This window comes from Mesobacillus maritimus, from assembly GCF_044803185.1.
In the GTDB taxonomy this organism is placed as follows: domain Bacteria; phylum Bacillota; class Bacilli; order Bacillales; family Cytobacillaceae; genus Mesobacillus_B; species Mesobacillus_B maritimus_B.
The window spans coordinates 656,206-682,606 of sequence record NZ_CP085225.1 but is presented as its reverse complement, the minus strand read 5'-3'; the positions used below and the strand labels follow the sequence as shown (position 1 = coordinate 682,606).

27 protein-coding genes are annotated in these 26,401 nt (G+C 39.3%); 12 read left to right on the top strand and 15 right to left on the bottom strand.

Annotated features, from left to right (window positions below):
* Window positions 1-24: 24 nt before the first annotated feature.
* On the bottom strand, window positions 25-216 hold the full coding sequence (locus LG336_RS03330; RefSeq protein WP_404331137.1) for a hypothetical protein: 192 nt from the start codon (window positions 214-216) through the stop codon (window positions 25-27).
* A gap of 156 nt (window positions 217-372) precedes the next feature.
* Here LG336_RS03330 and LG336_RS03325 point away from each other — a divergent pair, with 156 nt between their 5' ends.
* A complete protein-coding gene (locus LG336_RS03325) occupies window positions 373-741 on the top strand; it encodes a YtxH domain-containing protein (RefSeq protein ID WP_404331136.1) in 369 nt (122 codons plus the stop codon).
* Window positions 742-953: 212 nt separating this feature from the next.
* Complete coding sequence (locus LG336_RS03320) at window positions 954-1,529, top strand: HTH-type transcriptional regulator Hpr (RefSeq protein WP_404331135.1); 576 nt, start codon at window positions 954-956, stop codon at window positions 1,527-1,529.
* Here LG336_RS03320 and LG336_RS03315 read toward each other — a convergent pair.
* Window positions 1,526-1,867: a DUF1878 family protein gene (locus tag LG336_RS03315; RefSeq protein WP_404331134.1), complete on the bottom strand. Its 342-nt coding sequence runs from the start codon at window positions 1,865-1,867 to the stop codon at window positions 1,526-1,528. The two genes, LG336_RS03320 and LG336_RS03315, sit on opposite strands and share 4 nt — an antisense overlap.
* Window positions 1,868-2,124: 257 nt before the next feature.
* Here LG336_RS03315 and LG336_RS03310 point away from each other — a divergent pair, with 257 nt between their 5' ends.
* Window positions 2,125-2,316 (top strand): hypothetical protein, encoded by a 192-nt coding sequence (locus tag LG336_RS03310; protein ID WP_404331133.1) that lies wholly within the window; start codon window positions 2,125-2,127, stop codon window positions 2,314-2,316.
* Between the two features lie 61 nt (window positions 2,317-2,377).
* On the opposite strand, the gene LG336_RS03305 is transcribed toward LG336_RS03310, so the two are convergent.
* Together LG336_RS03305 and LG336_RS03300 are read right to left on the bottom strand one after the other, a co-directional pair.
* Window positions 2,378-2,461 (bottom strand): YjcZ family sporulation protein, encoded by an 84-nt coding sequence (locus tag LG336_RS03305; RefSeq protein ID WP_090746485.1) that lies wholly within the window; start codon window positions 2,459-2,461, stop codon window positions 2,378-2,380.
* Between the two features lie 95 nt (window positions 2,462-2,556).
* Complete coding sequence (locus tag LG336_RS03300) at window positions 2,557-2,637, bottom strand: YjcZ family sporulation protein (protein ID WP_090746482.1); 81 nt, start codon at window positions 2,635-2,637, stop codon at window positions 2,557-2,559.
* Window positions 2,638-2,822: 185 nt separating this feature from the next.
* Here LG336_RS03300 and LG336_RS03295 point away from each other — a divergent pair, with 185 nt between their 5' ends.
* The gene (locus tag LG336_RS03295; protein ID WP_404331132.1) at window positions 2,823-3,677 is read left to right on the top strand and encodes a peptidylprolyl isomerase; all 855 of its coding nucleotides are present in this window, start codon (window positions 2,823-2,825) and stop codon (window positions 3,675-3,677) included.
* Window positions 3,678-3,799: 122 nt separating this feature from the next.
* On the opposite strand, the gene ltrA is transcribed toward LG336_RS03295, so the two are convergent.
* From ltrA to LG336_RS03260, 7 genes are all read right to left on the bottom strand, one after another.
* On the bottom strand, window positions 3,800-5,056 hold the full coding sequence (ltrA, locus tag LG336_RS03290; RefSeq protein WP_404333086.1) for a group II intron reverse transcriptase/maturase: 1,257 nt from the start codon (window positions 5,054-5,056) through the stop codon (window positions 3,800-3,802).
* Window positions 5,057-5,992: 936 nt separating this feature from the next.
* A complete protein-coding gene (locus LG336_RS03285; protein ID WP_404331131.1) occupies window positions 5,993-6,175 on the bottom strand; it encodes a sporulation YhaL family protein in 183 nt (60 codons plus the stop codon).
* A 125-nt stretch (window positions 6,176-6,300) separates the two neighbouring features.
* A complete protein-coding gene (gene yhaM / locus LG336_RS03280; RefSeq protein ID WP_404331130.1) occupies window positions 6,301-7,245 on the bottom strand; it encodes a 3'-5' exoribonuclease YhaM in 945 nt (314 codons plus the stop codon).
* Between the two features lie 79 nt (window positions 7,246-7,324).
* Window positions 7,325-10,330 (bottom strand): AAA family ATPase, encoded by a 3,006-nt coding sequence (locus LG336_RS03275; protein ID WP_404331128.1) that lies wholly within the window; start codon window positions 10,328-10,330, stop codon window positions 7,325-7,327.
* A gap of 19 nt (window positions 10,331-10,349) precedes the next feature.
* A complete protein-coding gene (locus tag LG336_RS03270; protein WP_404331127.1) occupies window positions 10,350-11,573 on the bottom strand; it encodes an exonuclease SbcCD subunit D in 1,224 nt (407 codons plus the stop codon).
* A 304-nt stretch (window positions 11,574-11,877) separates the two neighbouring features.
* On the bottom strand, window positions 11,878-13,131 hold the full coding sequence (locus tag LG336_RS03265) for an ABC transporter permease (protein ID WP_404331126.1): 1,254 nt from the start codon (window positions 13,129-13,131) through the stop codon (window positions 11,878-11,880).
* Window positions 13,124-14,023, bottom strand: coding sequence for an ABC transporter ATP-binding protein (locus tag LG336_RS03260; RefSeq protein ID WP_404331125.1), 900 nt, complete (start codon window positions 14,021-14,023; stop codon window positions 13,124-13,126). Before LG336_RS03260 ends, LG336_RS03265 begins: the two co-directional genes overlap by 8 nt.
* A 143-nt stretch (window positions 14,024-14,166) precedes the next feature.
* Here LG336_RS03260 and LG336_RS03255 point away from each other — a divergent pair, with 143 nt between their 5' ends.
* Entirely contained in the window at window positions 14,167-14,352 is a 186-nt protein-coding gene (locus LG336_RS03255; protein ID WP_404331124.1) for a YhzD family protein, read from the top strand.
* 70 nt (window positions 14,353-14,422) lie between these two features.
* Here the strand turns inward: LG336_RS03255 and LG336_RS03250 are convergent, their stop codons facing one another.
* The 4 genes from LG336_RS03250 to LG336_RS03235 all read right to left on the bottom strand — a co-directional run bounded on the left by LG336_RS03250 (window position 14,423) and on the right by LG336_RS03235 (window position 18,744).
* Complete coding sequence (locus LG336_RS03250) at window positions 14,423-15,223, bottom strand: enoyl-CoA hydratase (RefSeq protein ID WP_404331123.1); 801 nt, start codon at window positions 15,221-15,223, stop codon at window positions 14,423-14,425.
* A 147-nt stretch (window positions 15,224-15,370) separates the two neighbouring features.
* Window positions 15,371-16,885, bottom strand: a complete 1,515-nt coding sequence (locus LG336_RS03245) for a coproporphyrinogen III oxidase (protein ID WP_404331122.1) — start codon at window positions 16,883-16,885, stop codon at window positions 15,371-15,373.
* 506 nt (window positions 16,886-17,391) lie between these two features.
* Window positions 17,392-18,261 (bottom strand): Cof-type HAD-IIB family hydrolase, encoded by an 870-nt coding sequence (locus tag LG336_RS03240; RefSeq protein ID WP_404331121.1) that lies wholly within the window; start codon window positions 18,259-18,261, stop codon window positions 17,392-17,394.
* A 126-nt stretch (window positions 18,262-18,387) separates the two neighbouring features.
* The gene (locus LG336_RS03235; protein ID WP_404331120.1) at window positions 18,388-18,744 is read right to left on the bottom strand and encodes a YlbF family regulator; all 357 of its coding nucleotides are present in this window, start codon (window positions 18,742-18,744) and stop codon (window positions 18,388-18,390) included.
* Window positions 18,745-18,910: 166 nt separating this feature from the next.
* Here LG336_RS03235 and LG336_RS03230 point away from each other — a divergent pair, with 166 nt between their 5' ends.
* The 7 genes from LG336_RS03230 (at window position 18,911) to LG336_RS03200 (ending at window position 26,400) form a co-directional block, all read left to right on the top strand.
* Entirely contained in the window at window positions 18,911-20,026 is a 1,116-nt protein-coding gene (locus LG336_RS03230) for a YheC/YheD family protein (protein ID WP_404331119.1), read from the top strand.
* Window positions 20,026-21,135, top strand: a complete 1,110-nt coding sequence (locus LG336_RS03225; RefSeq protein ID WP_404331118.1) for a YheC/YheD family protein — start codon at window positions 20,026-20,028, stop codon at window positions 21,133-21,135. The genes LG336_RS03230 and LG336_RS03225 overlap by 1 nt, the downstream gene beginning before the upstream one ends.
* The gene (locus LG336_RS03220; RefSeq protein WP_404331117.1) at window positions 21,104-22,465 is read left to right on the top strand and encodes a YheC/YheD family protein; all 1,362 of its coding nucleotides are present in this window, start codon (window positions 21,104-21,106) and stop codon (window positions 22,463-22,465) included. Before LG336_RS03225 ends, LG336_RS03220 begins: the two co-directional genes overlap by 32 nt.
* Entirely contained in the window at window positions 22,462-23,637 is a 1,176-nt protein-coding gene (locus LG336_RS03215) for a YheC/YheD family protein (protein WP_404331116.1), read from the top strand. Before LG336_RS03220 ends, LG336_RS03215 begins: the two co-directional genes overlap by 4 nt.
* A 67-nt stretch (window positions 23,638-23,704) precedes the next feature.
* Window positions 23,705-23,917, top strand: a complete 213-nt coding sequence (locus LG336_RS03210; RefSeq protein ID WP_404331115.1) for a YheE family protein — start codon at window positions 23,705-23,707, stop codon at window positions 23,915-23,917.
* A 362-nt stretch (window positions 23,918-24,279) separates the two neighbouring features.
* Window positions 24,280-25,185, top strand: a complete 906-nt coding sequence (locus tag LG336_RS03205; RefSeq protein ID WP_404331114.1) for a PucR family transcriptional regulator — start codon at window positions 24,280-24,282, stop codon at window positions 25,183-25,185.
* A gap of 117 nt (window positions 25,186-25,302) precedes the next feature.
* The gene (locus LG336_RS03200) at window positions 25,303-26,400 is read left to right on the top strand and encodes an ABC transporter ATP-binding protein (protein ID WP_404331113.1); all 1,098 of its coding nucleotides are present in this window, start codon (window positions 25,303-25,305) and stop codon (window positions 26,398-26,400) included.
* Window position 26,401 lies beyond the last annotated feature (1 nt).

Below are 26,401 nucleotides of genomic sequence, written 5' to 3'. Positions count from 1 at the left end.
TGCATCTGTTTCCGTCATTTGACATTAGGTAAATAATGAAAATATCATTCCAAGTACGAGCAAGCCGGCTCCCGTAGAAGCAAACACACCCGCCCTTTGTTTAACGACTCTCTTAGAAGGATAAATCCCTGGTCGTTGCAACATGAATAAATGATGGAACATCGCCAAAAAGGATGCTAAACTACAGGTGAATAGCAATACCGTGAATATTTTCATTCCTACCTCCTTATTCCAAACAAAATATTCTGAATACATAAGATTTCATATCAAGCGTGTTAGATTATGTATATTTGGAAAACAAATAAGGTATACAGGACTATTTGTAAACAAATAGAAAAGATTAGTTTAAAAACCACTGAAGAGGTGATGACATTGAATGGGAAATCTTTGTTTTTAGGTTTTCTAGCTGGCGGAGCCATTGCAGGGATTGCCACATTACTCTCTGCCCCAGCTCCAGGAAGGGAAACCCGTAATAAAATTGCAACAAACAAGAATATAGCAATAGCTGAATTACAAGATATAAAAGAACGTCTTTTAGAAATAAAAGACTCTGCTTCTGCTGCTTCTATAGAGGCTAAAACGGTTTTTGCTGATTTTATTCGGGACATTAAACTTGCTTTAAATGAATGGGAAACAGAGACTGCTCCCATTAAGCAAGAGCTAGCAAAAGAGCTTAAAGAATTAGAACAAACGCTTGAGGAATTAGAAAAGAGCTTCTCCACTCATCCTAATCATTCATGAAATTCTTCTCCTTCTCTTATATAGAGAAGGATTTTTCACTATAAAAACAGAATTATAAATAAAAGTGAGGTTTGTCATTGACAGTTCCGTTCATTTCAGGTTAGGATACAACAAAAAATATTTCAAAAATTTAGAAATTTAGCTTTATTATTTATTGTTTTATTGGCATAATGTTAATAGATACATTTTTTTAAAAGTGGGTGAGTATGGGGATGACAGAAAAAACTTATTCAATGAAAGAAGCACTGATTTTCAGCCAAAGGATTGCACAACTGAGTAAAGCTCTTTGGAAGTCGATAGAGAAAGATTGGCAACAGTGGATTAAACCATATGATCTAAACATCAATGAGCATCATATTTTGTGGATTGCCTATCACTTGAACGGTGCATCGATTTCAGATGTAGCTAAGTTCGGTGTAATGCACGTCTCTACGGCGTTCAATTTCTCTAAAAAGCTAGAGGAAAGAGGTTTGCTGCAATTCTCCAAAAAGGAGAATGATAAACGTAATACTTATGTCCAGCTTACGGAACAGGGAGAGGCTGTATTATTAGGCTTAATGGATAGTTTTGACCCTGATAATAATGTCGTTTTTTCAGGTACCCTTCCATTAAAGGAACTATACGGGAAATTTCCGGACATCATTGAAATTATGGCAATCGTTCGGAATATCTACGGGGATGAGTTTATGGAAATCTTTGAAAAATCTTTCACCAATATCGATACTAAATTTGTCGAGGAAGAAGGAAAACTCCGAGCAAAAGAAACTGGTGAAAAAGAGCCCGTTTAATTCTTAGAGTATTTCTTTAATTCTTGCATCAATGGAATAAAAAGTCCCTGCTCTAAACAAGCGGCAATGACTTCCTCTGCCTCAAGCTTGGGTTGTAAAAAGGAACGAAATTCATTAAAAAGCGGATGAAAGTATACAAACCCTTCCGCTTTCTGTTTTTTTAACTCCATGCTCATGTTTTCACAAAATTGTAATATATCGTCCATTTCTGTTTGGGTTAGAGATTTTTTAATCATTAAATAGTAAAATTTCAGACTGGTGCCTTCGACCATCTGCAAGAGCAGGTTTTGGTGGAACTCCAGCATTTTTATTTTTTCAGTAATTTCTTCAAATTTCATGATTCTAGCCCCTTTTACATATACTTTCTTGAACATATATTACCATTATTCTCCTCCAATAGGTGATAAAAACACCTTATGAAGGATTTCTTTTAGTATAAAAAACTATCTTTTTTTATAAAGATTTGATATTGTAAATAGCATACTAAGCATAATAATGTGTAAGCGTCCGTTTTTCATTAGGCGCTGTAGCTGGACATTTCTCCAGAAAAGAACTTTTATACATTTTAATCTACTACAAAAGGAGGGATTCTTGGATGATCTCCATCTTTATTGTGTTCCTTTTATATGCTGGCATTATCCTCCTCATTATAAACAAGTTAACTGATTCCCTCTGTGTCCAAAAGGAAATACCTGAAGAGCGTCAACCAAAGGTTTTTCAAACTATCAATATTCTTGTGACGATTCTGTTAATCTCGTCATATGTAGAAATTTTATTCGCACACTAAAAGCGGTGAGGAAACCCCTCACCGCTTTTTTCCGTTCATTTCTGTTAATGCTGCTCGCTTTTTATAGCCAAGCTGCACCTACAATAATCAACAGAATGAAAAGTACCACGATCAACGCAAAACCTGCACCGTATCCTGCACCCATACTGACACCTCCTTCCAGTGTTGATAAAATATCCTATTCAGCTCATCCTTCGTTCGCATGGGCATATACCCTGCTAAACTTGATTTTCTGTTTAATTAAACGAAGGCCGAACCTACAATAATCAACAAAATAAACAGCACTACGATTAACGCAAAACCTGAATTATAGTGGCCCATCTAACATTACCTCCTTTATCTCTTTACACGATTATCCTATGTGGACTGTTCTTTATCTGGTTGGACATATGCCTAATGCTTTAATGGTAAAATTTATAAATAATCTTTTTGTTACAACATAACTTTGTGTTATAGTAAATCTTGTGGATTGAAGCCCACTAGAATTTTTTTAGGAGTTGTTCTGAGTGAAAAAATGGTTATTACCTTTAACCCTTGCAGCTGGGGTTTTATCGTTAGCGGCATGTAACGGAAACGAAAATTCTGAAGTAATTGTCGAATCCACGGCAGGCAATATAACGAAAGATGAGTTATACGAGGAAATGAAGACGCAGGTAGGAGAAGCTGCTCTGCAACAGCTATTGTACAGAAAAGTTCTTTCAGAAAAGTATGAGGTAACAGATGAAGAACTTGACAAGGCAATAAATGAAATGAAGGAACAATATGGTGAAAACTTCGAACTTGTTTTACAACAAAACCAGCTTAAGGATGAGGAAGCTCTAAGAGACCTCCTCAGAGATCAGTTGCTAGTTGAAAAGGCTGCGTTAAAAGATGTTGAAGTGACTGAAGAAGAGGTTCAAGAAAAATACGAAGAATATACACCTGAAATTCGCGCAAGTCATATCCTTGTCGAGGATGAGGCTACTGCTAAAGATATTAAGGCCAAGCTTGATGCTGGTGAAGATTTTGAGGAGCTTGCAAAGGAGCATTCAAATGACCCAGGCTCAGCTGCAAAAGGAGGCGACCTTGACTTCTTTGGTAAAGGAGTAATGGTTCCTGAATTTGAAGAAGTAGCGTATGCATTAGAAGTAAATGAAATTAGTGACCCAGTTGAATCCCAACATGGCTGGCATATCATCAAGGTAACAGAGAAAAAAGAAAAAGAATCTTTTGAGGAAATGCGTGAAGATCTTGAGTATGAATTAAAATTGGCCAAGGTTGATTCCGCAACCCTACAAGAATCCCTTCAGCAAGAACTTAAAGATGCAAAGGTTGATATCAAAGATAAGGACCTTGAGGGCGTCTTGGAAACTCAATCCTAAAAGAAAAGCGGAATCCCTGATTTGCGAAAGCGTTGAAGGATTTATCTAATCGAGTAGGAGGGGGTGACTAACCCCCGACCTCTCACACCACCGTACGTACCGTTCGGTATACGGCGGTTCACTTAAGTATGACGTAAGTAATTGTATCTATTTACTAGACTTTTCAGCTTATGTTTTCGCCAAAATTCTAAATTAAGCGTTGTGTTTAAAATAGGACTATTAGAAATGCGCCAGTATTTCTTACGTGAATTTCCCCATTCAAAGGCTTTTTCTTTTGGAACTCCTAAAGAAATGAGCCTTTTTACTTTGGTTTTAGGTAGTTTCCATTGTTTCCACAGGCACATCCGAAGTCTTCTTCGAATTGTTTCATCTAGTTGTTTAAAGGGAGTTGGCGTATCGGCCAACGCAAAATATCCGCACCAACCTACAAGGTATTCATTTAATTTCTCAATGCGTAATTCTATTGAGATGGATTTCGACCTTGATGTCAGTTCTTTTATTTTATTTTTAGCTCTCTTTATACTCTCTTTTGCGATACGGATTTTAGGATTCCGGTGTGATGTGAAGCTAAATCCAAGAAACTTTCGTTTCCACGGTCGTTCTACTGCACTTTTCCCCTCATTCACTTTTAGCTTGAGTTTCTTCTCAATGAAGGCAGTTATAGAGCTTTTAACACGTAAACCTGCTTTCTTGGTTTTAACGTAGATATTACAGTCATCTGCGTAACGGACAAATTTATGTCCCCTTCTCTCTAGTTCCTTGTCGAGTTCATCTAGCATAATATTGGACAATAGTGGACTAAGTGGTCCACCTTGAGGAACTCCTTCTTCACTGATAATCTCCACTCCGTTTATCATAATTCCCGATTCTAAGTATTTTCTAATTAACTTTAGAAGCGTCTTATCTTTAACTCTTTTCGCCAAGAGTCCCATAAGCATATCGTGATTTACTTTGTCGAAGAACTTTTCTAAATCCATATCTATTACCCATCTATAGCCCTCTTCTATATATGTCCTTGCTTTCCTAACAGCGTCATGTGCTCTTCTTCTAGGTCTGAACCCGTAGCTATTTTCGGAAAAGGATGGGTCATAGATTGGGGTTAATATTTGGGCTATCGCTTGTTGAATCAAACGATCTGTCACGGTAGGAATTCCTAATAAACGTATGCCGCCATTCGGTTTCGGGATTTCGACACGTCTGACTGGCATAGGCTCATAAGTTCCAGTCTCTATTGAATTTCGGATTTCTTGCCAGTTTTGTAGAAGATGCGCTCGTAGGGATTTTACAGGCATTTCATCTACACCGTGGCTACCCTTATTCTTTTCGACTCGTTTTAATGCCGAAAGTAGATTTTCCCGCGACAGTAGTCGTTCCATCATTCCGATACAATCCTTTCTCGTGAATATACGTTCTGATTGTGCCACTGCTTATTCCACCCTCTTAAAGTCCCCAGTGGAATTCACCACGTCCTCCTTCAAGTAAGTCCATTAATGGATTGTCTGTATCATCATAACCAGTGAACGCCTAGTGTATATTCTTCCTAAATGTTCAGTCCTTCCTTAACTATCTATAGCTAGTCAAGTACTATGACCTCTGCTGACTTCTGACTGCTCAGCTACTCTTCTCAGAGTAGTTTACCGAGTGTGCTCGGCTTTCCAGCCAGACCTCCCCAGGTAAGAGTACAGTCTTTCCCTCCATCTATCTGCTCCATTTACTCTGTATCACCTTCGGCAGAAAGGACTTTGTTTTGTTTAGCAAACTCATCCAATGATACCTAGCCTTATATGAAGTTCGTGTTCCTCAGACCGGAGGTTTGCCGCTCGCTTCCTTCAGATTCCGCGTCACCACGGACACCCTTGCGTTAAGCTACTGCTACTTCTGCCTTCACAGTTCGGGACTTGCACCCTATAGACTGGACCCATGCTGGGCGCACTAAATGAACCTCTCATCACTGAAGTGACGAGCTTCTAATGTATCAAATTTAAACGATGCTTAACATTAGTGGGCGGGACACTACGCCCTCTATCCATCAGCAAATGCGTTAGGGACTGCTTTTGTACTGCTCTTGCTACGCTCCCTACTTTGCAGTTAAGCTTCTTGCGTGGATACTTTTAGTAGCACTAACGTTGAAGATTTTACCTAGCAGACGTTTCTTCCTGCTAGAACCTCCTATTTATCCAATCATTTTGGCTACCGCCAACCGAAAATTCATCCCATGTCTAAAGACGGGCTTCGGCCTGCACGGGTGTTCTTTTCGGGAAAACAATAAAAAGCTCGCCGATTGGCGAGCTTTTTATTTGCATTTAGAGAACTATTTAAGTACCTAAAGATCCTTGTCGTCTCTCTTTCTCTTTTTCTAGCCTATCCATATATATCTCACCTTCACGCTCAATGATTTCCATTTCCTGCTGTCGATCTTCTCTGCCACTCTTAATGGCCATAAAGGCACTGATCATAATTCCTGCAGCTACAGCAAATACCCAAATTGGAACAGTCATATTTCCATCCTCCCATCACAGCATAATATGGTTGTCCTATTTTCTATTAAATTTATGAAGTTTGGTTTAGAAGTATGACAAAAAAAAGAAGACCTTATATAAAGGCCTTTTTTCTGCACTACAAATTATTTATGAAAACTTGGTTTATAAAAGGCACGGTTATCCAATGCAAATACCCTTTCCGTATATTCACCAGGTTTAACCCTTGTTAATGCCCTGTCCAACATATTCATCTTCGCATCCAAATTATCAATATAATGAAGAATTTCCGCTTCTTTAATGAGTGGTGGCTTTGGACTTCCCCATTCCGCTTTTCCATGATGACTCAACACCATATGCTGAAGAACCATCACTTCTTCTCCGGATATACCTAGTTCCTCAGCTGCTTTCCCTATTTCATTAACCATGATGGAAATATGCCCCAAAAGATTTCCTTCGACTGTATATGTTGCCGCGACAGCGCCTGAAAGCTCATGAACCTTTCCGAGATCATGAAGGATTACTCCCGCATAAAGCAAATCCTTATCTAAACTTGGATAAAGTTCTGAAATACTTTTGGCTAAATCCAGCATCGAAACAACATGATAAGCCAGTCCTGAGACAAATTCATGGTGGTTTTTCGTTGCTGCTGGATATTCATAGAACGCATTCTGATGCTTCTTTAATAAATGTCTTGTAATTCGTTGGATGTTTGGATTAGTCATCTCAAAGATATATTGAGTAATCTTAGAGGACATTAGGTCTTTCCCAACAGGAGCAGTTTCTAGAAAATCACTCACTTGAACTGGGTCCGCAGCCGTAGCCGGGCGAATTTGCCTGAGTTTCAATTGCATTCTCCCTCGGTAATTCTGGATATCTCCTAAAACCTTAACAATGCTTTCCGAACTATAAGTACTTTCATCTGTTTCAGAAACATCCCACAGTTTTGCCTCAATATCACCACTTTGGTCTTGAAGCATTAATGTCAAAAACGGTTTCCCGTTACTCGCAATTCCTTTTGTTGAACTTTTTATAAGTAGGAACTTATCAACTTGTTCCCCGACACCAAAATCAAGTATTCCTTTGCTCACAAGCCTTCCTCCCCTTCCCTTTGAAAATTATATCATACCATTCTAGCTCTTCGATTTAACAAGAATCACATAGGATTTCCTATCCAATTTTTTCTTGAACAGGATTCTGATTAAGTCTAATTGTTTCATCTGCTTTAAAATGATGAAGGATGGAATTGTGGCAAGTAAAGAACAAAATTTGGTTATCAGAAAAACTCCGAAGCAAAGTAAATACTCGCTTTGCTCTCTTTTCATCAAAATTTACAAAACTATCATCTATAATAATTGGAAAAGGGTATCGAGAAAGCAACGTGGCTATTAACGCTAACCTTAACGAAACATAAACCTGTTCAGCAGTCGCCTGACTTAGCTCATCTGCCTCAAACAAAGTGTGGTCGTTTCGTTCAATTAAAAATCCGCTCCCACTTTCTTGTGGGATAATTCGCAGATATTCCTCATCTGTTAAGATATTGAAGTACTTCCCTGCCATTGCAAGGAGTTTCGGCAATGCTTCTGTCTTATACCTTTCAACTGTCTTGGACAAGATTTCCCTTGCTAAGGCGTATTTTGCCCATTCCTTTGACTCTTCTTCAAATTCATACTTCATTTGCCGGTACCTATGCAATAAATCGGCGTAAAGGCCACCTTCTTCTAGTAACCCCATTCGATGTTTGATATCTGCAAGTTGATCCCGGAGATGGCTTTGTTCTTTTTTATATTCCTCTACCTTCTTCAATGCTCGCTGAAGTTCCTCATTAAGCTTCTTTCCTTGTTGGACCTCTATCCGATCTGACTTCGAAATTTCCGCAGTCTCTAACTGCAAGGAGATATCAGTAAGCCTAGCTTTCCATTTGGCAACCTGCTCAGCTTTCAGGCCCTTTATCCGGAAGGCCTCCTCGTCCTCTACCTGGGCGAGCTCAAATAACTTTTCTTCCTCAGCCTTAAATTGCTGCAACTCTTTTTCTAGTTGGGCATATTCTTCATTTATCTCGTTTAACTTAGTGGTGATTCCACGATATTTCCCTTGTTTATCAATCTCTTCTCGAAGTTTCTTTCTTAATAAAATTGCCACTTCTTGAGTCTGAACATTAGCTAGCTGTAAAAACTGTTCAGCCATATCTTGAAATTTTTGTACCAGTGTTTGCTGCTGAATTTGAAGATCTGAAATTCTCTTTTCTAACCGAGTTCTTTCTCTAAACCGATGCTTCAGTTTCTCTACTAGCAAAACTGCCTCATAGATTTTTCCCTTAGCTAATTCCTTTGGCAAAAGTAAACTAGACGCTAACTCCTTCTGCTCCCCATCTATTTCCCTTGACTCTTTTTCCCAGTTTTCAAAAGCCTGAATCACTCGCTCGTATCGAATATTTTGCTGGTCAATCCTTGCTGCAAGGTCATAGTATTTCTTACGGTTTTCTTCGTCCTTTTCAATCGTTACTCGTACATAGTCAGCATTTAACCCTGTTGTATCCTGTAATTCCGTCTTTAACTCTTGTTCTCGTTCCTTTAGGGTTTCAAGGTTTCCGCCGTTGATTCCTTCAGATTGGGCAGGTTTAAAACGGAAATACATCAACAGAGTAAGGACAAAGCCGACACCCCCAGCAAGCATTAATATCCACTGGGTCGTCAAATACCCACTTACAACTAGCGAAACAAAAATCACCCCTAGCATGAGCATAAACAAACCTTGACGTTTCTGCTCAACCTTCTTTTGCTTATGCGCAGACATTTGTTGGGTGTTAAAAAGAGTTACCTGCCCTTTAATGGCTTGTAGCTCTGCTTCAATTTTTTCCTGTTGCTCAATGGTCTGAAGCTGTTTAACTAGCTTTGCTTTTACCTGTTTATCAAGAAGTTCCTGTTTGACTTCTTCAAAGGACTTTTCAAGCTCCTCCACAGCCATTTTTTCATCATGAAAGTTTTCATCTAGGGTCAGCTTTCGCTCCCTTAGCTGTTGTTGTTTCAGTTGAATTTCCTCTGCCTTCTCCTTCATCATTACGCTAGTATTTACTAATGAAATACTGGTTTCATTAAATTGGGTATGAAGCTGGTCATTGATTTGTTCAATTTCTTCGTCTAACTCTTCTATCCTTTGCTGTATTTTTTCCTTTTCCGCACGAATTTGGTGATAAATCGGAAGCTCCTCCAGCTGAGCTGTAACCTCAGTTTCATGCGCTAGCAGGTTTTTATCTGGCTTAAGTTTTTCAGCCTCGGTAGATAGTACTGCCCTTTGCTCAGTAAGCCATAAAATTCGGGTTTCTACAGGCTTTTGTCGATCACGAATGCGTTCAAACCGTATTAGTCCGTCAGCAGGATGAGACAAGTCACCAGTAGCTTGCAGCTCATGCTCCAGCTGTTTCTCCTCCATTATGAGTGGCAGCACTCGCTCTAGCTCTCTTAACTTATATACTTGCTCTTCAATATCCTCAAGTTCCTCTGAAAGGTCTTTCAGCTTGCTGGTTGTTTCCTTTTTCACGCTAAGAAGTTCTTCATACTCTGTGTTTTCTTTCTCAGCTTTTTTTAATGCATCGTAAACTTTACGAATCTCAACAAGCTTTTCATTTAGCTCTGGCCTTTTTCCACCAGGTTTAAAACGCTGCTCCATTTCTTTCTGTAAAACCTTCTCTGTACTTACTAATTTTTCAGTACCTAGAGCTCCAGCTGAAAATAAATATCTTCCTAGATCTTCTCCTTTAAGTTGGTGAATGTTCTGTAACCCATGCAAATTAAAGGAGAAAATAGATTGGAAGGTCCCCTTGTCCATTCCATTAAGTAACTCAGTCAACAGCTCTTCTCCGCCAACTGAGCCGTCCTCCAACGTAACTGTTACATCGCCAGCAGCCTTTCCTTTAACCCTCTCGATAACAGCCAGCCCTTTATCTTTAAAAGAAGCTTTAATGAGTCCCCCATACTTAGAACTCTTCTTTGGCTCATAACGAAGCTCTGATTGCTGTCTTGTCGGAAAACCGAACAGTATACTATGAATAAAAGACATAATCGTTGATTTTCCCGCTTCGTTTTCACCATAAAACACCTGTAAGTTTTCTAGGTTGGTTATTTTTATATTTTCAAGCTTTCCATAGCCATAAATATGTAACTCTTTCAAATGCATAGTGAATTGCCGCCTTTCCTTATTCTTGGCTAAGAAGCTGTAGCAATTTATTTTCTGCCTCTATAAGTAGACTTTCTTTCTCTTGTTCTTCTAGTTCGCTTAGATGCTTTCTCGCTAAATGGTGACCATATAATGGTGAAAGTGCTTCTTCCCAATGCTCAAAATCGTCAATAGCGGTGAATAGTTCATTAAAAAAATCTCCCTGAACAGACAGTTGAGACCGATTATACTGGGTTGTTACTGAAAGCTTAATATCTCGAGTCCAGACAAAATCTTGTTCTTCGGATTCGTGCTCTTGAAGGGTTTCGAGTAATTCTAGAACAACTCCCTGAGGCAAAGACCCTGTTTGGAACTGATTAAGATTAGCAATTTCGAGTGTCAGAACAACCCCTTTTCCATCTATTCGATTCTCCTTTACCGCATTTTGGCATAGATCAAATAGGCTACCTACACTGGAAACCTTTGAACCATCCAACGTTTTATCAAGCCATATAACATCATTGGTTTCTTTAAACTCGTACTCTGCACCACGTTCAGACAATGAAACTAGGTAACATCCCTTTTCGCCATTTTCTTTTCGATTTCTTCCTTGAGGATTTCCTGAATAAATGACTGGTGGCCCAGCGGTTAGTACTTCCCTTTTATGAATATGTCCAAGGGCCCAGTAATCGAATTGCTTTTGAAGCAACTCCGAAAGGCGGAAGGGTGCATACATGCCATGTTCACTTAACCCTTCGAAATGACCATGCAGAAGACCAATGTGAAAATCAGCCCCAGTTTTCTTTACGTACTTCTCTACCCAACGCTCTGTCACATGCCTTTCAGGATAACTAAATCCATATATGTGAGCAGACGTTCCATCCAGCTTTGAGAATTTCTTCACCTCAACATCTGCTCCAAGGACATGTACATTTTCTGGCCAGTTCATTTTGGTCCATGTTCCACCAAGGTGGTCATGGTTTCCGTGAATGATATAAGCCTGAATCCCATTTTGGTTCAGTCTGAGCATTTCCTTTCGGAATCTTGCCTGCGCTCGGAGACTACGGTCTTCCCCATCGAATATATCTCCAGCAATTAGAACAAAGTCTACTTGCATGCTTATAGCTAAATCGGTAATATTGCCAAGCGCTTTGAAAGTACTATTCTGCAGCCTTTGAAAAATCTCTTCAGGCAAGTATTTTAAACCGCTCATCGGACTATCCAAATGGAGATCCGCACAATGTAAAAATTTCACCTTTTTCATTTTAAACCCTTTCCCAACCTTTTTCTCTATTTTACCATTCTGCGAATACGAATGCACGTTCTGTAATATAGTGCGTTTGGTGATCTGGTTTGGTGACCCATATCTCCAGTGTTCCCTTTTTTCGATGTCCTCCTCTTTTTGGGCACGCTGGAAACCCCTGCGTTACCTTTTTATCGGTGAACTCCTCTCTTTAGGCACGTTGGAGTGATGAATCTAAAATTATCTTACTTTTCCCTTTGCTCCGAACGAACCAATAAAAAACTAGGCTACCAATGGCAGCCTAGCCTAAATCCTCTTTAACCACTCACTTTTTCTTACTTAATTGTAATGCCGTCTTGATGTCCTTAAAGGAATTTGATTTTCCATACATTAAAACCCCACCTCGGTAAACACGCGCTCCAAAGATGGCAAGAATAATAATGGTTCCCAGGAGAATCCCAATCGATAAACCGATTTCCCATACTGGGAGATTGAGCATGCCCACTCTTAGAAACATAATCATCGGTGTAAAGAATGGAATATAAGAAGTAACAGTAATGAACCCAGCTTCTGGCGTACTTAACCCGACCATCGCAATCATAAAACCAGCTACCACTAACAACGTCATCGGAGTAATCATTTGCTGGACATCCTCAATCCTGCTAACGAGTGACCCCAAGAATGCAGCCAAAGTGGCATAAAGGAAATAGCCTAAAATGAAGAAGATAACCCCATAGGCAATCGTAGCTCCTGGTATGTTTCCGAAGCCAAAGAACTCAAAAAAACCGCCTTCCATCGACTCTAAATTCTGTTTAATGGAGACATACCCGACAAGTAAAAAAACAGCCATTTGTGTAAGCGATAATAGACCCACACCAATAATCTTGGCAAACATCTGCTTAATTGGTGAGACACTAGAGATTAAAATCTCCATGACCCTTGATGACTTTTCAGTGGCAACCTCTGTGGCGATCATACTCGCATACATAATGACCGCAAAATAAATAACAAACAATAAAACATAAACAAGACCTCTTGCTTGATTCAACTCTTCTTCAGTTTTAGCATTCTCTTCAAGTGCCGCTCGTTCAAAAGGGACTGGTTCGTATAATTGCGCAAGCTGTTCTTGGGTTAGGTTGATCTGAGCAGAAGCCATCATTGTTTTCAACTGCTGAAGGCTCAATTGCAGTTCTGTTACTACCATAGAGTCAGCCATGCTCATTGATTTATAGGATGCTGCTGGTAATTGGTCAGCCGTCAACATTAACTCAAGGACCCCAGTAAATTCCCCTTCCTCTACCTGCTGTTCTGCTTCCTCCAAACCTTCAGTAAAAAGAATCAGTTCAATGTCATCACTACTAGCACTTATTTGCTCCTGTAATGATTCAAATAGTTGCCCAGAGCTGTCAATAACAGCTACCTTATCTGCTTCACCATCTTTATCAAAGAATTCAACAATCCGCGGAATATTGGTTAGACCAATTAAAATAGCAGCGGTTAGGATAGTTGTCACTAAAAATGATTTTGTTTTTAATTTTGTTAGATATGTATGGAATAAGATTATAAAAAAATTATTCATAGGAAGCACCTGCCTTTTCGATAAAAATATCATTTAAAGAAGGCTCTTCTAGTACAAACTTCCGTATAAACCCTTTGCCGACAATATCTTGTAATATATCTCCAGCAACGTCCTCGCCAGTTATCTGTAGCTGGACTCCTTCTGCTGTCCGCTTGGAACTTGTCACCCCTTGAAATCTATGTAAATAACTGAGGTCAAAATCAGCATGAATTACCAGATTCTTTTTCCCAAACGAACGTTTAATGTCTTTCAATGCTCCATGAACAATTGGCTTTCCTTTTTGCATGATACATAGATGCTCACACATCTCTTCTACATGCTCCATCCTGTGACTCGAGAACACAATCGTTGTTCCTGCTTCCTTCAGTTCAAGGACGGCCTCCTTTAACAGCTCTACATTCACTGGGTCCAATCCACTAAAAGGCTCATCAAGAATGAGAAGCTTAGGCTTATGGATAACAGCTGCAAGAAACTGTATTTTTTGTTGATTTCCCTTGGAAAGCTCCTCTACTTTTTTATCTAGGTACTCAGGTACTTTAAACCGTTCAAGCCAATATTTTAGTTCCTTCAAGGCCTCATGTTTATTCATTCCTCTTAATCTTGCTAAATAAACAATCTGATCTTTCACCTTTAATTTTGGATACAATCCTCTTTCTTCAGGCAAATATCCGATAATTGGGCTTGTTGAATAATCAACCTTTTTACCGTCAAGAGTAATATTTCCTTCTGTTGGATCCAACAAACCAAGAATCATTCTGAAGGTTGTCGTCTTCCCTGCACCATTCGCCCCGAGAAAACCAAAGATTTCCCGTTCAGGTATGGCAAGCGATAAATCATCAACTGCAGTAAACTCGCTGAATCTCTTAGTTACATGTTCTAACTTCAGTACCAATGCAACTTCCCCCTTTCTTCTTATTCTTACTACGAGTAAATTGAGAAAAAGTTCCATTTAATACTTTTATTATCTTTGCACTTTTTTAAAAATTATGTAAAAATAGCACTAACAATACAATACTAAACAAAGGGGCAATAGGGATGGAGACGTATAAATTGACAGCGTTTAAACCTGATGGGGAAAAATTACTAGATGAGTCCTTCCAAGCTAGTAGTGAAGAAGAAGCAAAAACAATTGGCGAAAAGATGCTCTCTGAAAAGAACCTTCAAGACAACACATATCGTTGCACTTCCCCACAAGGGAAATTGGTGTTATTTCACCCTTAAACTGTTAATACACATCTAGGCAAATGAAAAAGCAAAGAAATTCCTTCTTTGCTTTTTCATCTTTACCCTATTATTTCCCAATAAAGTTTGGCTGCCTTTTCTCTAGAAAGGCCTGAATCCCTTCCTTATGATCCTCGGTTTGCCTCATTTTCGTTTGGGCTATTTTTTCAAGTTCTAAAAACTTTAATAACGATAATCGATTTTCTTCCGCATAAATTTTCTTTGTTTTAATCATTGCTTGAAGAGGCTTTTTCTCCCACTCGTCCACTTTGGCTTGAACAGAAGCATGAATATCCATTGCCACTTCATCAATTAGTCCGAGCTCCAAGGCTTCATTCGCTAGCATCGGTTTTCCTTCCCATATCAAGTGCTTTGCCTTCGTTTCACCAACTCTTGATTTCATGAAGAAATGTCCGCCACCATCAGGGATTAAGCCAATTCCAATAAAATTCATGGCTAGTTTACTTGAAGAATCCGCAACAATATAATCTGTTGCCAAGGCAAGACTGAATCCTAACCCTGCTACAGCACCAGTGATGGCACTAATTGTCAACTTTGGCATGCTATACAGCGTGACCACAAGTTCACTAATACTATCCATGATGGCTAAGAAATCGCTTTCATCTCCTTCCGAAAGCATCGTCTTAATGTCTCCCCCTGCTGAGAAGGCCCGTCCAGCACCTTTCAGTACGACAATCTCGACGTCATCCGAATTACACAGTTCTTTTAAATTCCATGCCAGTCCTCTTATCATTTCTAAATCCAAGGCATTCATTGACTCTGGTCTATTCAATTCTACTGTCGCTACTTTTCCCACTACGCTGACCTTGACCGTTTCCGTTTTAAAATCGATATTAAAATCTGTAGTCAAACGTAATCCCCTCCTTTGCTTCATCTCCATTATATAGGGTGGTGTCTGATTTTTAAAACTATTTATCTGAATTTTTAACACATTTGGTGAGAATGAAAGAAAAACTGGCCTAGGCCAAGGTAGAAATTGAAAAAGCCCCCTATTCTTTTATGATAGGGAGCTTTTCACTTCATATAATTCACTTAATATTTCAAGCTTTTGGTTCGTATAATCAGTAAAGCTATCATTATAAGTTTTAGGGTCTTTTGGGTTAGCAAAGTGTGTGATCTTACCTGTAACGGGATCAATAAATTTACTTGATGCTCCACAGCCTAAACCAATAATCGTCTGCTGTTCTTCCATGATAATGATGTTGTAGAGACTTTCTTGACTTGGTACTGAATATCCGACATTTTCGAGATTCCCAAGAATATTTTTCTGACGGTATAGATAATAGGGAGCGTAGCCATGGTCTTTTGTCCAATTCTCCGCAAGATTCATCATGTCCTCAATTTCCTCACGGTCCGCAACCTTGTATTTCTCTTTATTCTTTGTCATTTCTGATGCCCGTTTAAAGCTTAGCGTATGGACAGTCAAAGATTCAGGCATCAACTTCTCTGTCTCATTCAACGTATGGGTGAACTCCTTCGTCCCTTCACCAGGAAGGCCAATTATCAAGTCCATATTAATATTGTTCATCCCCATGCCCTTAGCAAGCTTATATTTCTCGATTGTTTCTTCCACCGTATGATGGCGCCCAATTGCCTTTAGCGTTTCTTGGATATACGATTGCGGATTAATCGAGATTCGGTCGATATTCCATTTATTCAGGACATCAAGTTTGTCTGGCGTAATTGTATCTGGTCGGCCTGCCTCAACGGTAATTTCACGAATGTTTTTCACATCTGGAAAGGACGTATACATCTCTTCATACAGCATATCCATTTCCTCGGCTGTAATGGACGTTGGGGTTCCGCCCCCATAATAAACGGTTGTAATTTTGATATTATTGTCTTTTAACCAATTTCCAATCTCACGCATTTCAAAATGAAGCCCCCCAAGGAAGCTATTTACCGAACCTTGACGCCCATTGATTGCATACGCAGGGAACGTACAATAAGCGCATTTCGTTGGACAGAATGGGATCCCAATATAGATACTAACTTCCTTACGCAAATCATATAGATCTGGCATAACCGCTAGCTGACGATCAACAATTTGCTGCATAAGCTCGATTTTTTCTGGAGTGATTAGGTATTCTTCTGCTAATTCACGGTGCGCAGTCTCACAATCCGTTCCTTCTTGTAACTTCTTGTGTAGAAGTTTAGTAGGACGGACACCAGTTAAAATTCCCCATTTCTGGGTTATGCCAGTCCAATCCTGAAGAACGGTTAGATAAGCATGTGACAGGGCATTTTTAATTAAACGGAAACGTTCCTTTTCTGTTATGTTTTCTGGTAAAGTCCGCTCATAGGAAGCTGAAAAACAGGCTCCATCGACTGCTTCCAATTGCAGACTTGCTTTAACAGTTGTTCCTATCATTAAATCAAAAGTAAGTGTTGCATCAACCTTGTTTTCGGATGGTAAAAATGAAACCTCTGGCTCTTCAAAGAATAAGTTTGCAATCAACTGTAGAGGCCGATGGAGACGCTCATCCGTCAAACCTTTTATATAAATATACAATCGCATCACCTTTTCAAATTTACTTCCTCTAGTTTACTGGTTACCACAAGCAAGGTCAATATAGTGGAAAAGCTTGGTAGGTGGATGTTTTCGTAGATTGATTAGGGTCAACGAGTAGCGCTTGGTCTGATGGTACCCTACCTGGTTACAGTATTTATTCCTCCTACAGGGAATATATCATTCATTACGGGGAATAAAATGCTCCTATCAGGGAATAAAACGAAAGTTTCAACAAAAAAACCCAGCATCGCGGGGTATTATACAGCGAAATCTTTGTCAAAATGTACGAATCTGGCCAATAATACCCTCCATATCTAGTCTTTTTCTATTATCGTAATTGGTTTTTCAACCAAAATAGCATTTTTTTGCAATTTTTAAAGTAAAAACAACTTTGTTTGGTTTGGTTTTGTGGTTTATACTATATAGGGTATAACCTAACTCCCTCTATAGGAAACATAACGCAATAAAAGGCCTCAGGTGTTCATTTCCACCCCAGGCCTTTTTGATTACCTTTTAATAATATTCATTTTCCGCAAAAACTCAATAGGTTGTTGTTTGCGGAAGTGCTCTTTGACCATGTAGGCAACCCCATGTTGGTTATTGGACCTTGTTACCCAGTCCGAAGCCTTTTTAACTTCTGGAGAAGCATTCCCCATCGAAACTCCTAATCCACAGGATTCAATCATTTCCATATCATCCATTCCATCTCCTATGACAACCATTTCCTTTAACGCTATCCCTAAATGGTCGCCTAGAACTCGAAGGCCATTTAGTTTAGAGACATCTTGCGGAAGGATATCTAAGCGAAAATCATTTAACTTTGTCATATTGGTTTCTGTATAAATCGAAGAAAGTGCCTCTTTTGCGTCCTCTAAGTCGTCCTCATATTCAAAATACACTTCGATTTTCGGTGCCATAATTGGGTCATCACGTAATGTATCACTTATGGAATCAACAAACTGTTGTGAATAAAACATCGGGTCCCCTGTAGTAAAGACGGTCTTCGCTAAAAGATTATGATTTAATTTGTATTTATTAGCGAGCGAAAACTCATCTTGAACGATTCTAATCTGACATGGAAAGCCTTCTAAGAAACGAATAATTTCATAAGTAATCTCTTCAGGAATGCTCTTTTGAACAATTGGTTTCCCTTGTTCTTCAGCTATATAGGCTCCCTGGTGTGTGACCAGAAGTGAGTTTATCTTAAGCGCCTTTGCGACTTTTTTAGCTGCCGGAAAGCTCCGTGAAGTTACAAGTGTTACGTAGATTCCTTTTTGTTGAACATAGGCAATTGCCTCTTTGGTCGATTTATGAATTCTTCCATTCGGTTGGAGAACGGTTCCATCCACATTTAAGGCTAAAAGACGATAGATCATATTTTTGCCCCCATTTCATGATGTTCATGTCTTCCCCTGATTTTTATGAAATGAGAGGACAAAATAGAACTTCAGCCACAGACATAAAAAAAACTCCCGAATCTAGATTCGAGAATTTTTTACTACTTATTGATTATCCGGTGAGCCGTAAAGCTCTTCCAATGGCTTCATGATTACTTTATTGATTTCCGTGATAACAACGCTCATTTGTTGTTCAGCTTGCATCAATTGAGAAATCTTTTCATGTTGTTGGACAAGTGCAACCGTTTTTTGAGCTTGTTCCACTTCCTCTTGGGAAATTTCTTCGCCCATCATTTGCTTTTGTTGAAGCTGCAATTGGATATTACGAAAGCTATCGAACATGGTTCGTGCAGAATCATCCGCATTTACTTCATCATATAACCTTTTTAAGGTTACGTATTCATTACTTGAACGAATCGCCTTTTCCATTTCATATGCAGAATCATAAATATTCACTGCCATTTTAAACACTCCTTTTCCATTTCGGAATCCCCTCCACTATATCAGACTATGAGAACGATTGCGAGGAGTGTGCGTCAAGGCACACTCTAATCACAGATTTCATACGATACGGTATCAGCTTTTGCCTATCTTCTTTTTGTGTAAAGGGACAAATGAGGTGAATTTCTTGACTCAACCAGTCATTGATCCACATAGACCCATCATTGCGGTTCTTACTGAAATCTATGAACAGGATGGCGACAATCCGTCCTTTAAAAATATCCATTCATTCTGTGAGGAACTAAATGAGTATGTAAGCAAACACGGGGGGTTCTTTTATGTTTTCACTCTAAAAGACACTTCAAAAGAAACTTTTACTGGCTATTATTTCGACGGTAAGCATTGGCAGAAAGCTAGACTGCCACTTCCTGACTTTGTTTACAATCGCATCCATGCTCGCAGGACGGAGGTTAGTAAAAGGTTCGCTGCCTTCCTGGAATTGGCATTGGAGTTTAAGATAAAAATTTTCAATCAACGCTTTCTATCAAAATGGGAAGTTCATAATTGGTTATCACAGCGAAAACAGCTTCAGGCTTTTTTACCAGAAACCTATTTGTATAAAGAAGCTTTGCTTTCAGAGTTGTTCGAAACGTATAACGACCTCTATATCAAACCTTTAAACGGGAGTCAGGGTCGAGGAATCTATTGGCTTCATAAAAGTTTAGATACCATTCTCCTTGCTTTTTCAGGAAAGGAAGGAATGAAAAAACAGTATTATTCAAATCTAGATGAACTAACTGCTGCCTTAGCACAGAAAATTGGAACCAAGCCACATCTAGTCCAACAAGGAATAGACTTGTTTAAGTGGGAAGAAAACAGGCTTGATTTTCGGGTTCTTTGTCATAAAAAAAATAACCAAGAATGGAAAGTCACCTCTGTTGTTGCTAGGTCCTCAGCCGAAGATCAATTTGCATCCAATCTCGCTCTTGGCGGAAAGCTTTTGCGTCCCCATCCTGTTCTAGCTACTTTCTTCGGCAAAGAGTTTGCTACTACTAAACTATCGTTGATGAAAGAGCTCGCCTTAGAAGGTGCAAACTGCGTTAGCAGTCATGTGAATGGTTTAATGGTAGAGCTCGGAATCGACATCGGGATTGATGTGACCGGAAACCTTTGGTTGATTGAGATTAACTCTAAGCCTTCTAAAAACCTTGGCGAGCGGAGTAGGAAGATTCGTCCCTCCACTAAGGCGATAATTGATTACTGTTATAACGAGATTGATTCCGGGTCGGAAGGAGAAATCTAATGTACACTTTTGGCTTTATTTCCCTAAATCCAAAAATAGAGAACAACTACTTTACTGAAGTTGCAAAGCGCTCGCCACACTACGATATCGAATGCTATCGATTTAGTCCAACAAATATTAACCCTGTTACGCACCTCGTTACAGGAGAAAAATTTTACCCTGACCATCAAGAATGGCGGTCTCATGAGTTTCCAATACCAGACATTCTCTATGACCGCTGTTTTTATGCTGACCATGCGCTTGCTAAAAATGCACTCGCTATTATGAAATGGTTAAAAAACAGAAGAGATTTACTCTTTATCGGGCATGGATTACCAAATAAGTGGAATTTATATCAGACTCTTGCGAACTCAAACCTAAGTCCATATGTGGTTAAAACAATCCCTGTAAAGGATGCAATCCAAACGCTCTCTTTTCTTGAAAATGAAAAGAAGATTATCTTAAAACCCGTTTCTGGCTCAGGGGGAATGGGCATTGCTTGCCTTGAAAAAGAAAATGAGACCATTTCCGTCATAGTTGAAAAACAACAACAGATTTTACGTTCTTCGTTTCCAAGCATCACCATTGCACAAAAGTGGATTGAAAAGATAAGAACCAAGAAAGAATACCTTGCTCAACCGTTTCTTCAGTTAGTCGATCAAGCTAAGCGTCCTTTTGACATCCGCATCTTGTTGCAAAAGGATGGAAATGGTCAATGGGTAGAACGAGGTCGCGGAATTAGAACCGGCCAAACAAATGGAGTCCTTTCCAATCTTAGTGCCGGTGCTGATACAGAACCTTTTCACAATTGGTTAAATTCAATAGACCCCAAAAAGATTGATTTTCTCAAAAAGGAAATCGAGGAACTCACTACACAACTTCCTAAAATTATTGAGCAAACATATCCTCCACTATTCGAGATTGGCATCGATATTGGGGTTGCACAAGACCTTTCCCTGTGGATTCTTGATGTGAATTCGAAGCCAGGAAGAAAAGTGGTACTCGAAACGGTACCTTTGGCCCAGGAATCCCTTTACACAGCACCGCTCGAATATGGAAGAATGCTAGCTTTACAGCATGAGCAAGGGAGGAAAAGCTATGAAAAAACGTTTTCGAATCGAAACCAATAAACAAACTAAAGACTATAAAGTGTTTTTACCGGAAGAATTGGCTCAGTCCCCCGTTGAAAGAGTCGCCTTCGGCAATAAAATTGTTGAAGTTCAATGTATCCCACATAAAAAGGGGAAAATCATCATAAGTGAAACGATTCGTAAAGCTCTATTCTTACCTGAGCTCGATATTTCGCTTCACGTTTTCACTGACAAAGATACGATGTTCTTTGGTCCATTAATTGGAATCCTCACTTCTGGATTCACTTCCTATCCACTACGACCACTTGGAAAACGAACAACCTTTTTTTCTAAGTTACTATCTGTAAATAAACTGGTCGGAGCACTGCCTTTTATGTTTGGCGAGGAGCATATCGATTGGGAGCGAGGATTAATTAAAGGGTATTTCTATGAAGACTCATCGTGGATAACAATGGATGTTCCTTTTCCAAATGTTATTTATGATCGCCTCCCCAATCGGCGAACAGAAAAAAAGAAAACAAATAAATTACTGAAGGAACGTCTTCAATCGGATTATCTCATCCCATGGTATAACCCTGGTTTTTTTAGCAAAATGGATGTTTTCGAGAGATTACAGCAGGACGAAGGCGCAAGTGCTTATCTTCCTGAAACCTATCCATTCACCTCTTTTTCAATTATTGAAAGAATGCTATCTGACTTTGGTCATATTTATCTCAAGCCTGAAAACGGCAGCTTAGGTTTGGGCATTCATCAAATTCTCTTTGATCGACAAGAGGGCGATTATTACTGCCGCTATCGTGATGATGAAGGAATCCAAAGGCTTCGAAAATATCATAGCCTTGAGGCATTGTTTAATCATGTATTTAGTAAACGAAAGCTAACAAACATGGTTGTTCAACAGGGGATTCATTTAATGAGGGTAGAAGGTCGTATAGTTGATTTTCGTGTTCATACGAACAAGGATGAAAATGGTGAATGGCAAATGGCTGCGATAGCTGCAAAAATTGGTGGCAATGGTAGTGCAACAACCCATATTAGCTATGGGGGGGAAGTTAAAACCATTGAAGAAATTTTCCCTAGCACTGTGGAGCAAAAGCTTTTTAAAGAGAAGCTAGTAGATGCTGCCCTTTATTTGAGTAAGATCCTTGAAACACAGGTTGAAGGCATCATTGGCGAAATTGGATTTGATTTCGGGATTGATAAAAATGGAAAGGTCTGGTTATTCGAGGCGAATTCTAAGCCTGGCCGCTCCATTTTTAAGCATCCCGAACTTAGGGACTTTGAACTTTTAAGTAGAAAGCTTTCAATTGAATTCGGTGTTTATCTGGCTGAAAAAGCGATCACAAGACCAGAGGAAATTTTCAAATGAGATTGTACTACGACCATTGGCATGATTTATGGTACCAACGAGACTCAAAAGAAAGAATTAGCTTTGGAAAAAATAAAGTTCCCCTTCCTAGTTTCAATGATGGGAAGGATTTGTTTTCCTTTGATTTAAATGTAGTTAATGGAAATGTGGGGCCATTAATTGGCATTATGGCCTCATTATCCAAAAATGGCGCAGTCTTAGGGAATATTCCACTCTTTAAAACGATTCAACGGCAAGCGATGAAAAATGGTGGTGTTTCAGTCGTCTTCGCCCCAGAGGAAATAAAGAATGAACGTGTATCTGGTTTTATTTTTATCCCTAAAACAGAATCTTGGTATCCGGTTATTACCCCACTCCCCCATGTGGTTTATAACCGTGTACCGTTAAGAAAGACCGAGGAATCACCTGCGTTTATTCAGGCAACTCGTTTGTTTGAAGAATGGAAAATCCCCTTTTTTAATCCTTCCTTTATTGATAAGTCAACGTTATATGATCTTGGTAACAATCATCCATTCTTAAAACCTTTAATGCCTGAAACCATCGTTGTCAATGAAGGGGAGATTTTAAAGGACTTTTTGCAGAAACATAAGGGCGTCTATTTAAAGCCAGCGCTTTCCTCACGCGGAAATGGAATTTTTTTAATTCGAACTCAAAAGGATGACGGAATTGAGTTCAAAAGTCATAACCAACAAGCTACCTATCCTTCCTTCCTTCATTTTTGGCGTGAGAAAAGCAACCAGTTATTGAAGCGTCGCTATATTGCCCAGATGGAAATCACCCCAGCAAAACTGGATGGCCACCGGTTTGATTTTCGGATTCATGCTCACGATAGCCTTGAGGGATATAAGATCACTGGGATTGGTGTTCGCCAATCGCAAAGGCAAAATTTAACAACGCATGTTCCAAACGGTGGTGTGTTGCTCCCGTATGAGCGAGTTCAAACAGAGGAACATGATCAGTTTTTTGTAGAGCTTGTCAAAAACGTTGGAAATATGTTAACAAAGGAACTAGGGTATTTTGGTGAATTTTCAATTGACGCAGGACTCACTGAATCAGGAAAATACGTACTTTATGAAGTGAATTCAAAGCCGATGGCCTTTGATGAGCAGAAAATTGAAGCTCAAAGAATTCGTCAGATGGTAGAACTATTATTCCGAAAAGCCAACTATTAGTAACACCAATATCCATTGCCGTTCTCTCCTTAAAAAAGTTACAATGTATTTTAAGGGGGAATCCGATATGTTAACTCATTTTCAATATAAACCACTATATGAGAACGCAGATATTCCAGGATGGCATTTTTCTTTTTATTACCTTAAGCAGAGGTATAAAGGAATCTACCATCAAAACGGCGAGATTGAATGGTCAGAAACAAAACCAAATGAAGACGACCTTAAAAAGCTAGAAAGCCAAATACATGAACTAATGTTGTATCATGTATATGATAAATAGAAAGAATCCTATTCAGGCACCTCCTTGCTGGTTGGTGTCTGAATATTGTTTAAGTTCACATATGCTCTAAACTTTGACTGTGTTATATTACTTTGTTACGTTTATATACCATTGATTGGAGCGGAAGACACGAAGACTCCTGCGGGAGTGCAAGGCCAAGGGAGAACTAGGTTGAATTGGTTCGCGTGAAGGACCAATTAACCCCGCAGAAGCGGAGCGACGAGGAGGGCTCCCGGACTGCCCGCGTAAAGCGAAGTGCCTGGAGCGGAAATCAACAACCACGCTAATACAGCCATCCCTTATAAAGTAGAATCAAGCAACTTATACTAACCATATAGACATTACAAGTAAGGAATGAAAAGATGCTAAAGAAATTACAATCCTATTTTCCAACATCCATACTAGTAAATTTACCTCCACAATCATCTTTTGATCAATACTTTTGGATAAAAGATACCAAAGATGAGCCTATTTGGCTTGGCATCCCAAAGAATGATATACAAGATGAGCAGATAGAGCTATTAAGTACTTTATTTGAGGTAGTTGACTCCCAGCCATCTTTTCAGTTAACAGAAGGAGAAAAGCAATGGCAAAAGTTCCTTTTCCACGAAGGGACTCCTCCAACAAACACTGGTAATGAGATTCGTTTAATCCACTATCATATCAGTACAAAAAAGGACGACTCCTCCGACTGGGACAAGGCCCTAAGAGAGTTTTTCCTCGATTCAATGTTTATCCAGATTGATGAGAGAAGTGGAATCATCATTCTCGATAAGACCAATCTCGTTTATGGTGAGGACGATTTCTATTCTATTAGTACGACCCTTGAGAACGATTTTTTTATCCGTATTGAATTTTATATAGGTAAGAAGCGATCTACTCCACAGGAAATTCGTGAAGCCTTCTTCCTCGAAAGAGAGCTCTTTATCGAGGGACTTACGCTCTTAGCGCAAGAAAGAATTTTTACTTATGAAAAGATTTTCCCATCTTTGTCTGCGGCTAGTCTTCCGGCAATTCCCAAAAAGCTTCTTGAAACAGATGTGATTGATATTTTACGAAAAGACTCTGAATTGTTGGAATCAATGAAGGTCTTCCTAGAAAATAATTCAAATACTTCCTTAGCTGCTAAAAAACTTTATATCCACCGAAACACACTGCAGTATAGGCTAGAAAAATTTACAGACCTTACCGGAATAAATGTTAAAACTTTCAACAGTGCCGTTACAATCTATCTCGCTTGTTTGATGGCAGAAAGGACAAAAGCTTAATTCTGCAACATGCATAAAAGTGCACAAACCATCTTTGTGCACTCTGCCGATGATTAAAACGCTTTCAATTGGTAGACTTACCTTATCACATCAACACCACTTGAGGAGGCAATAATCATGGCTGAGTTAAAATTAGAAAATATCTATAAAATTTATGATAACAATGTAACCGCTGTCACAGACTTTAATTTGCATATCCAAGATAAAGAATTTATTGTTTTCGTAGGTCCTTCTGGTTGCGGGAAATCTACTACACTAAGAATGATTGCTGGTCTTGAAGAAATTTCCAAAGGGGATTTCTCGATTGATGGAAAGCGCGTAAATGACACTCCACCAAAAGACCGTGATATCGCAATGGTATTCCAGAACTATGCCTTATATCCACATATGACTGTTTATGATAATATGGCATTTGGTCTGAAACTTCGTAAGTTTCCAAAGGATGAGATTGACCGTCGCGTACAAGAGGCAGCAAAAATCCTTGGTCTTGAAGAATATTTAAAACGTAAGCCAAAAGCACTTTCCGGTGGTCAGCGTCAGCGTGTTGCGCTTGGACGTGCAATTGTCCGTGATGCTAAGGTTTTCTTAATGGACGAGCCATTATCAAACCTTGATGCAAAGCTACGTGTTCAAATGCGTGCCGAAATTGCTAAGCTTCACCGTCGTCTTGACACAACGACTATTTACGTTACTCATGACCAAACTGAAGCGATGACAATGGCAACTCGTCTAGTTGTTATGAAAGACGGAATTATCCAACAGGTTGGAGCACCTAAGGATGTTTACGAAAAGCCAGAAAACGTCTTTGTTGCTAGCTTCATTGGATCTCCATCGATGAACTTCTTCCATGGAAAACTTGAAGAAGGAAAATTCGCTGCTGGAAAATCGACTATTGCTGTTCCTGAAGGAAAAATGAAGGTACTCCGCGACCAAGGTTATGTTGGAAAAGACATCATCCTTGGAATCAGACCAGAGGATTTACATGATGAGCCAATAGCGATTGATGCATCTAAGGGAGCAACGATTAGAATCAATGTTGATGTATCAGAATTAACAGGTGCAGAAACAATGGTTTATTCTACCTTTGAAGGTCAGAACTTTGTTGCACGCATTGATGCACGTACAGATATCAAGCCAAATGAAAAACTTGATCTTGCTTTTGACATGAACAAAGTTCACTTCTTTGATACAGAATCTGAATTAAGAATTCGATGAT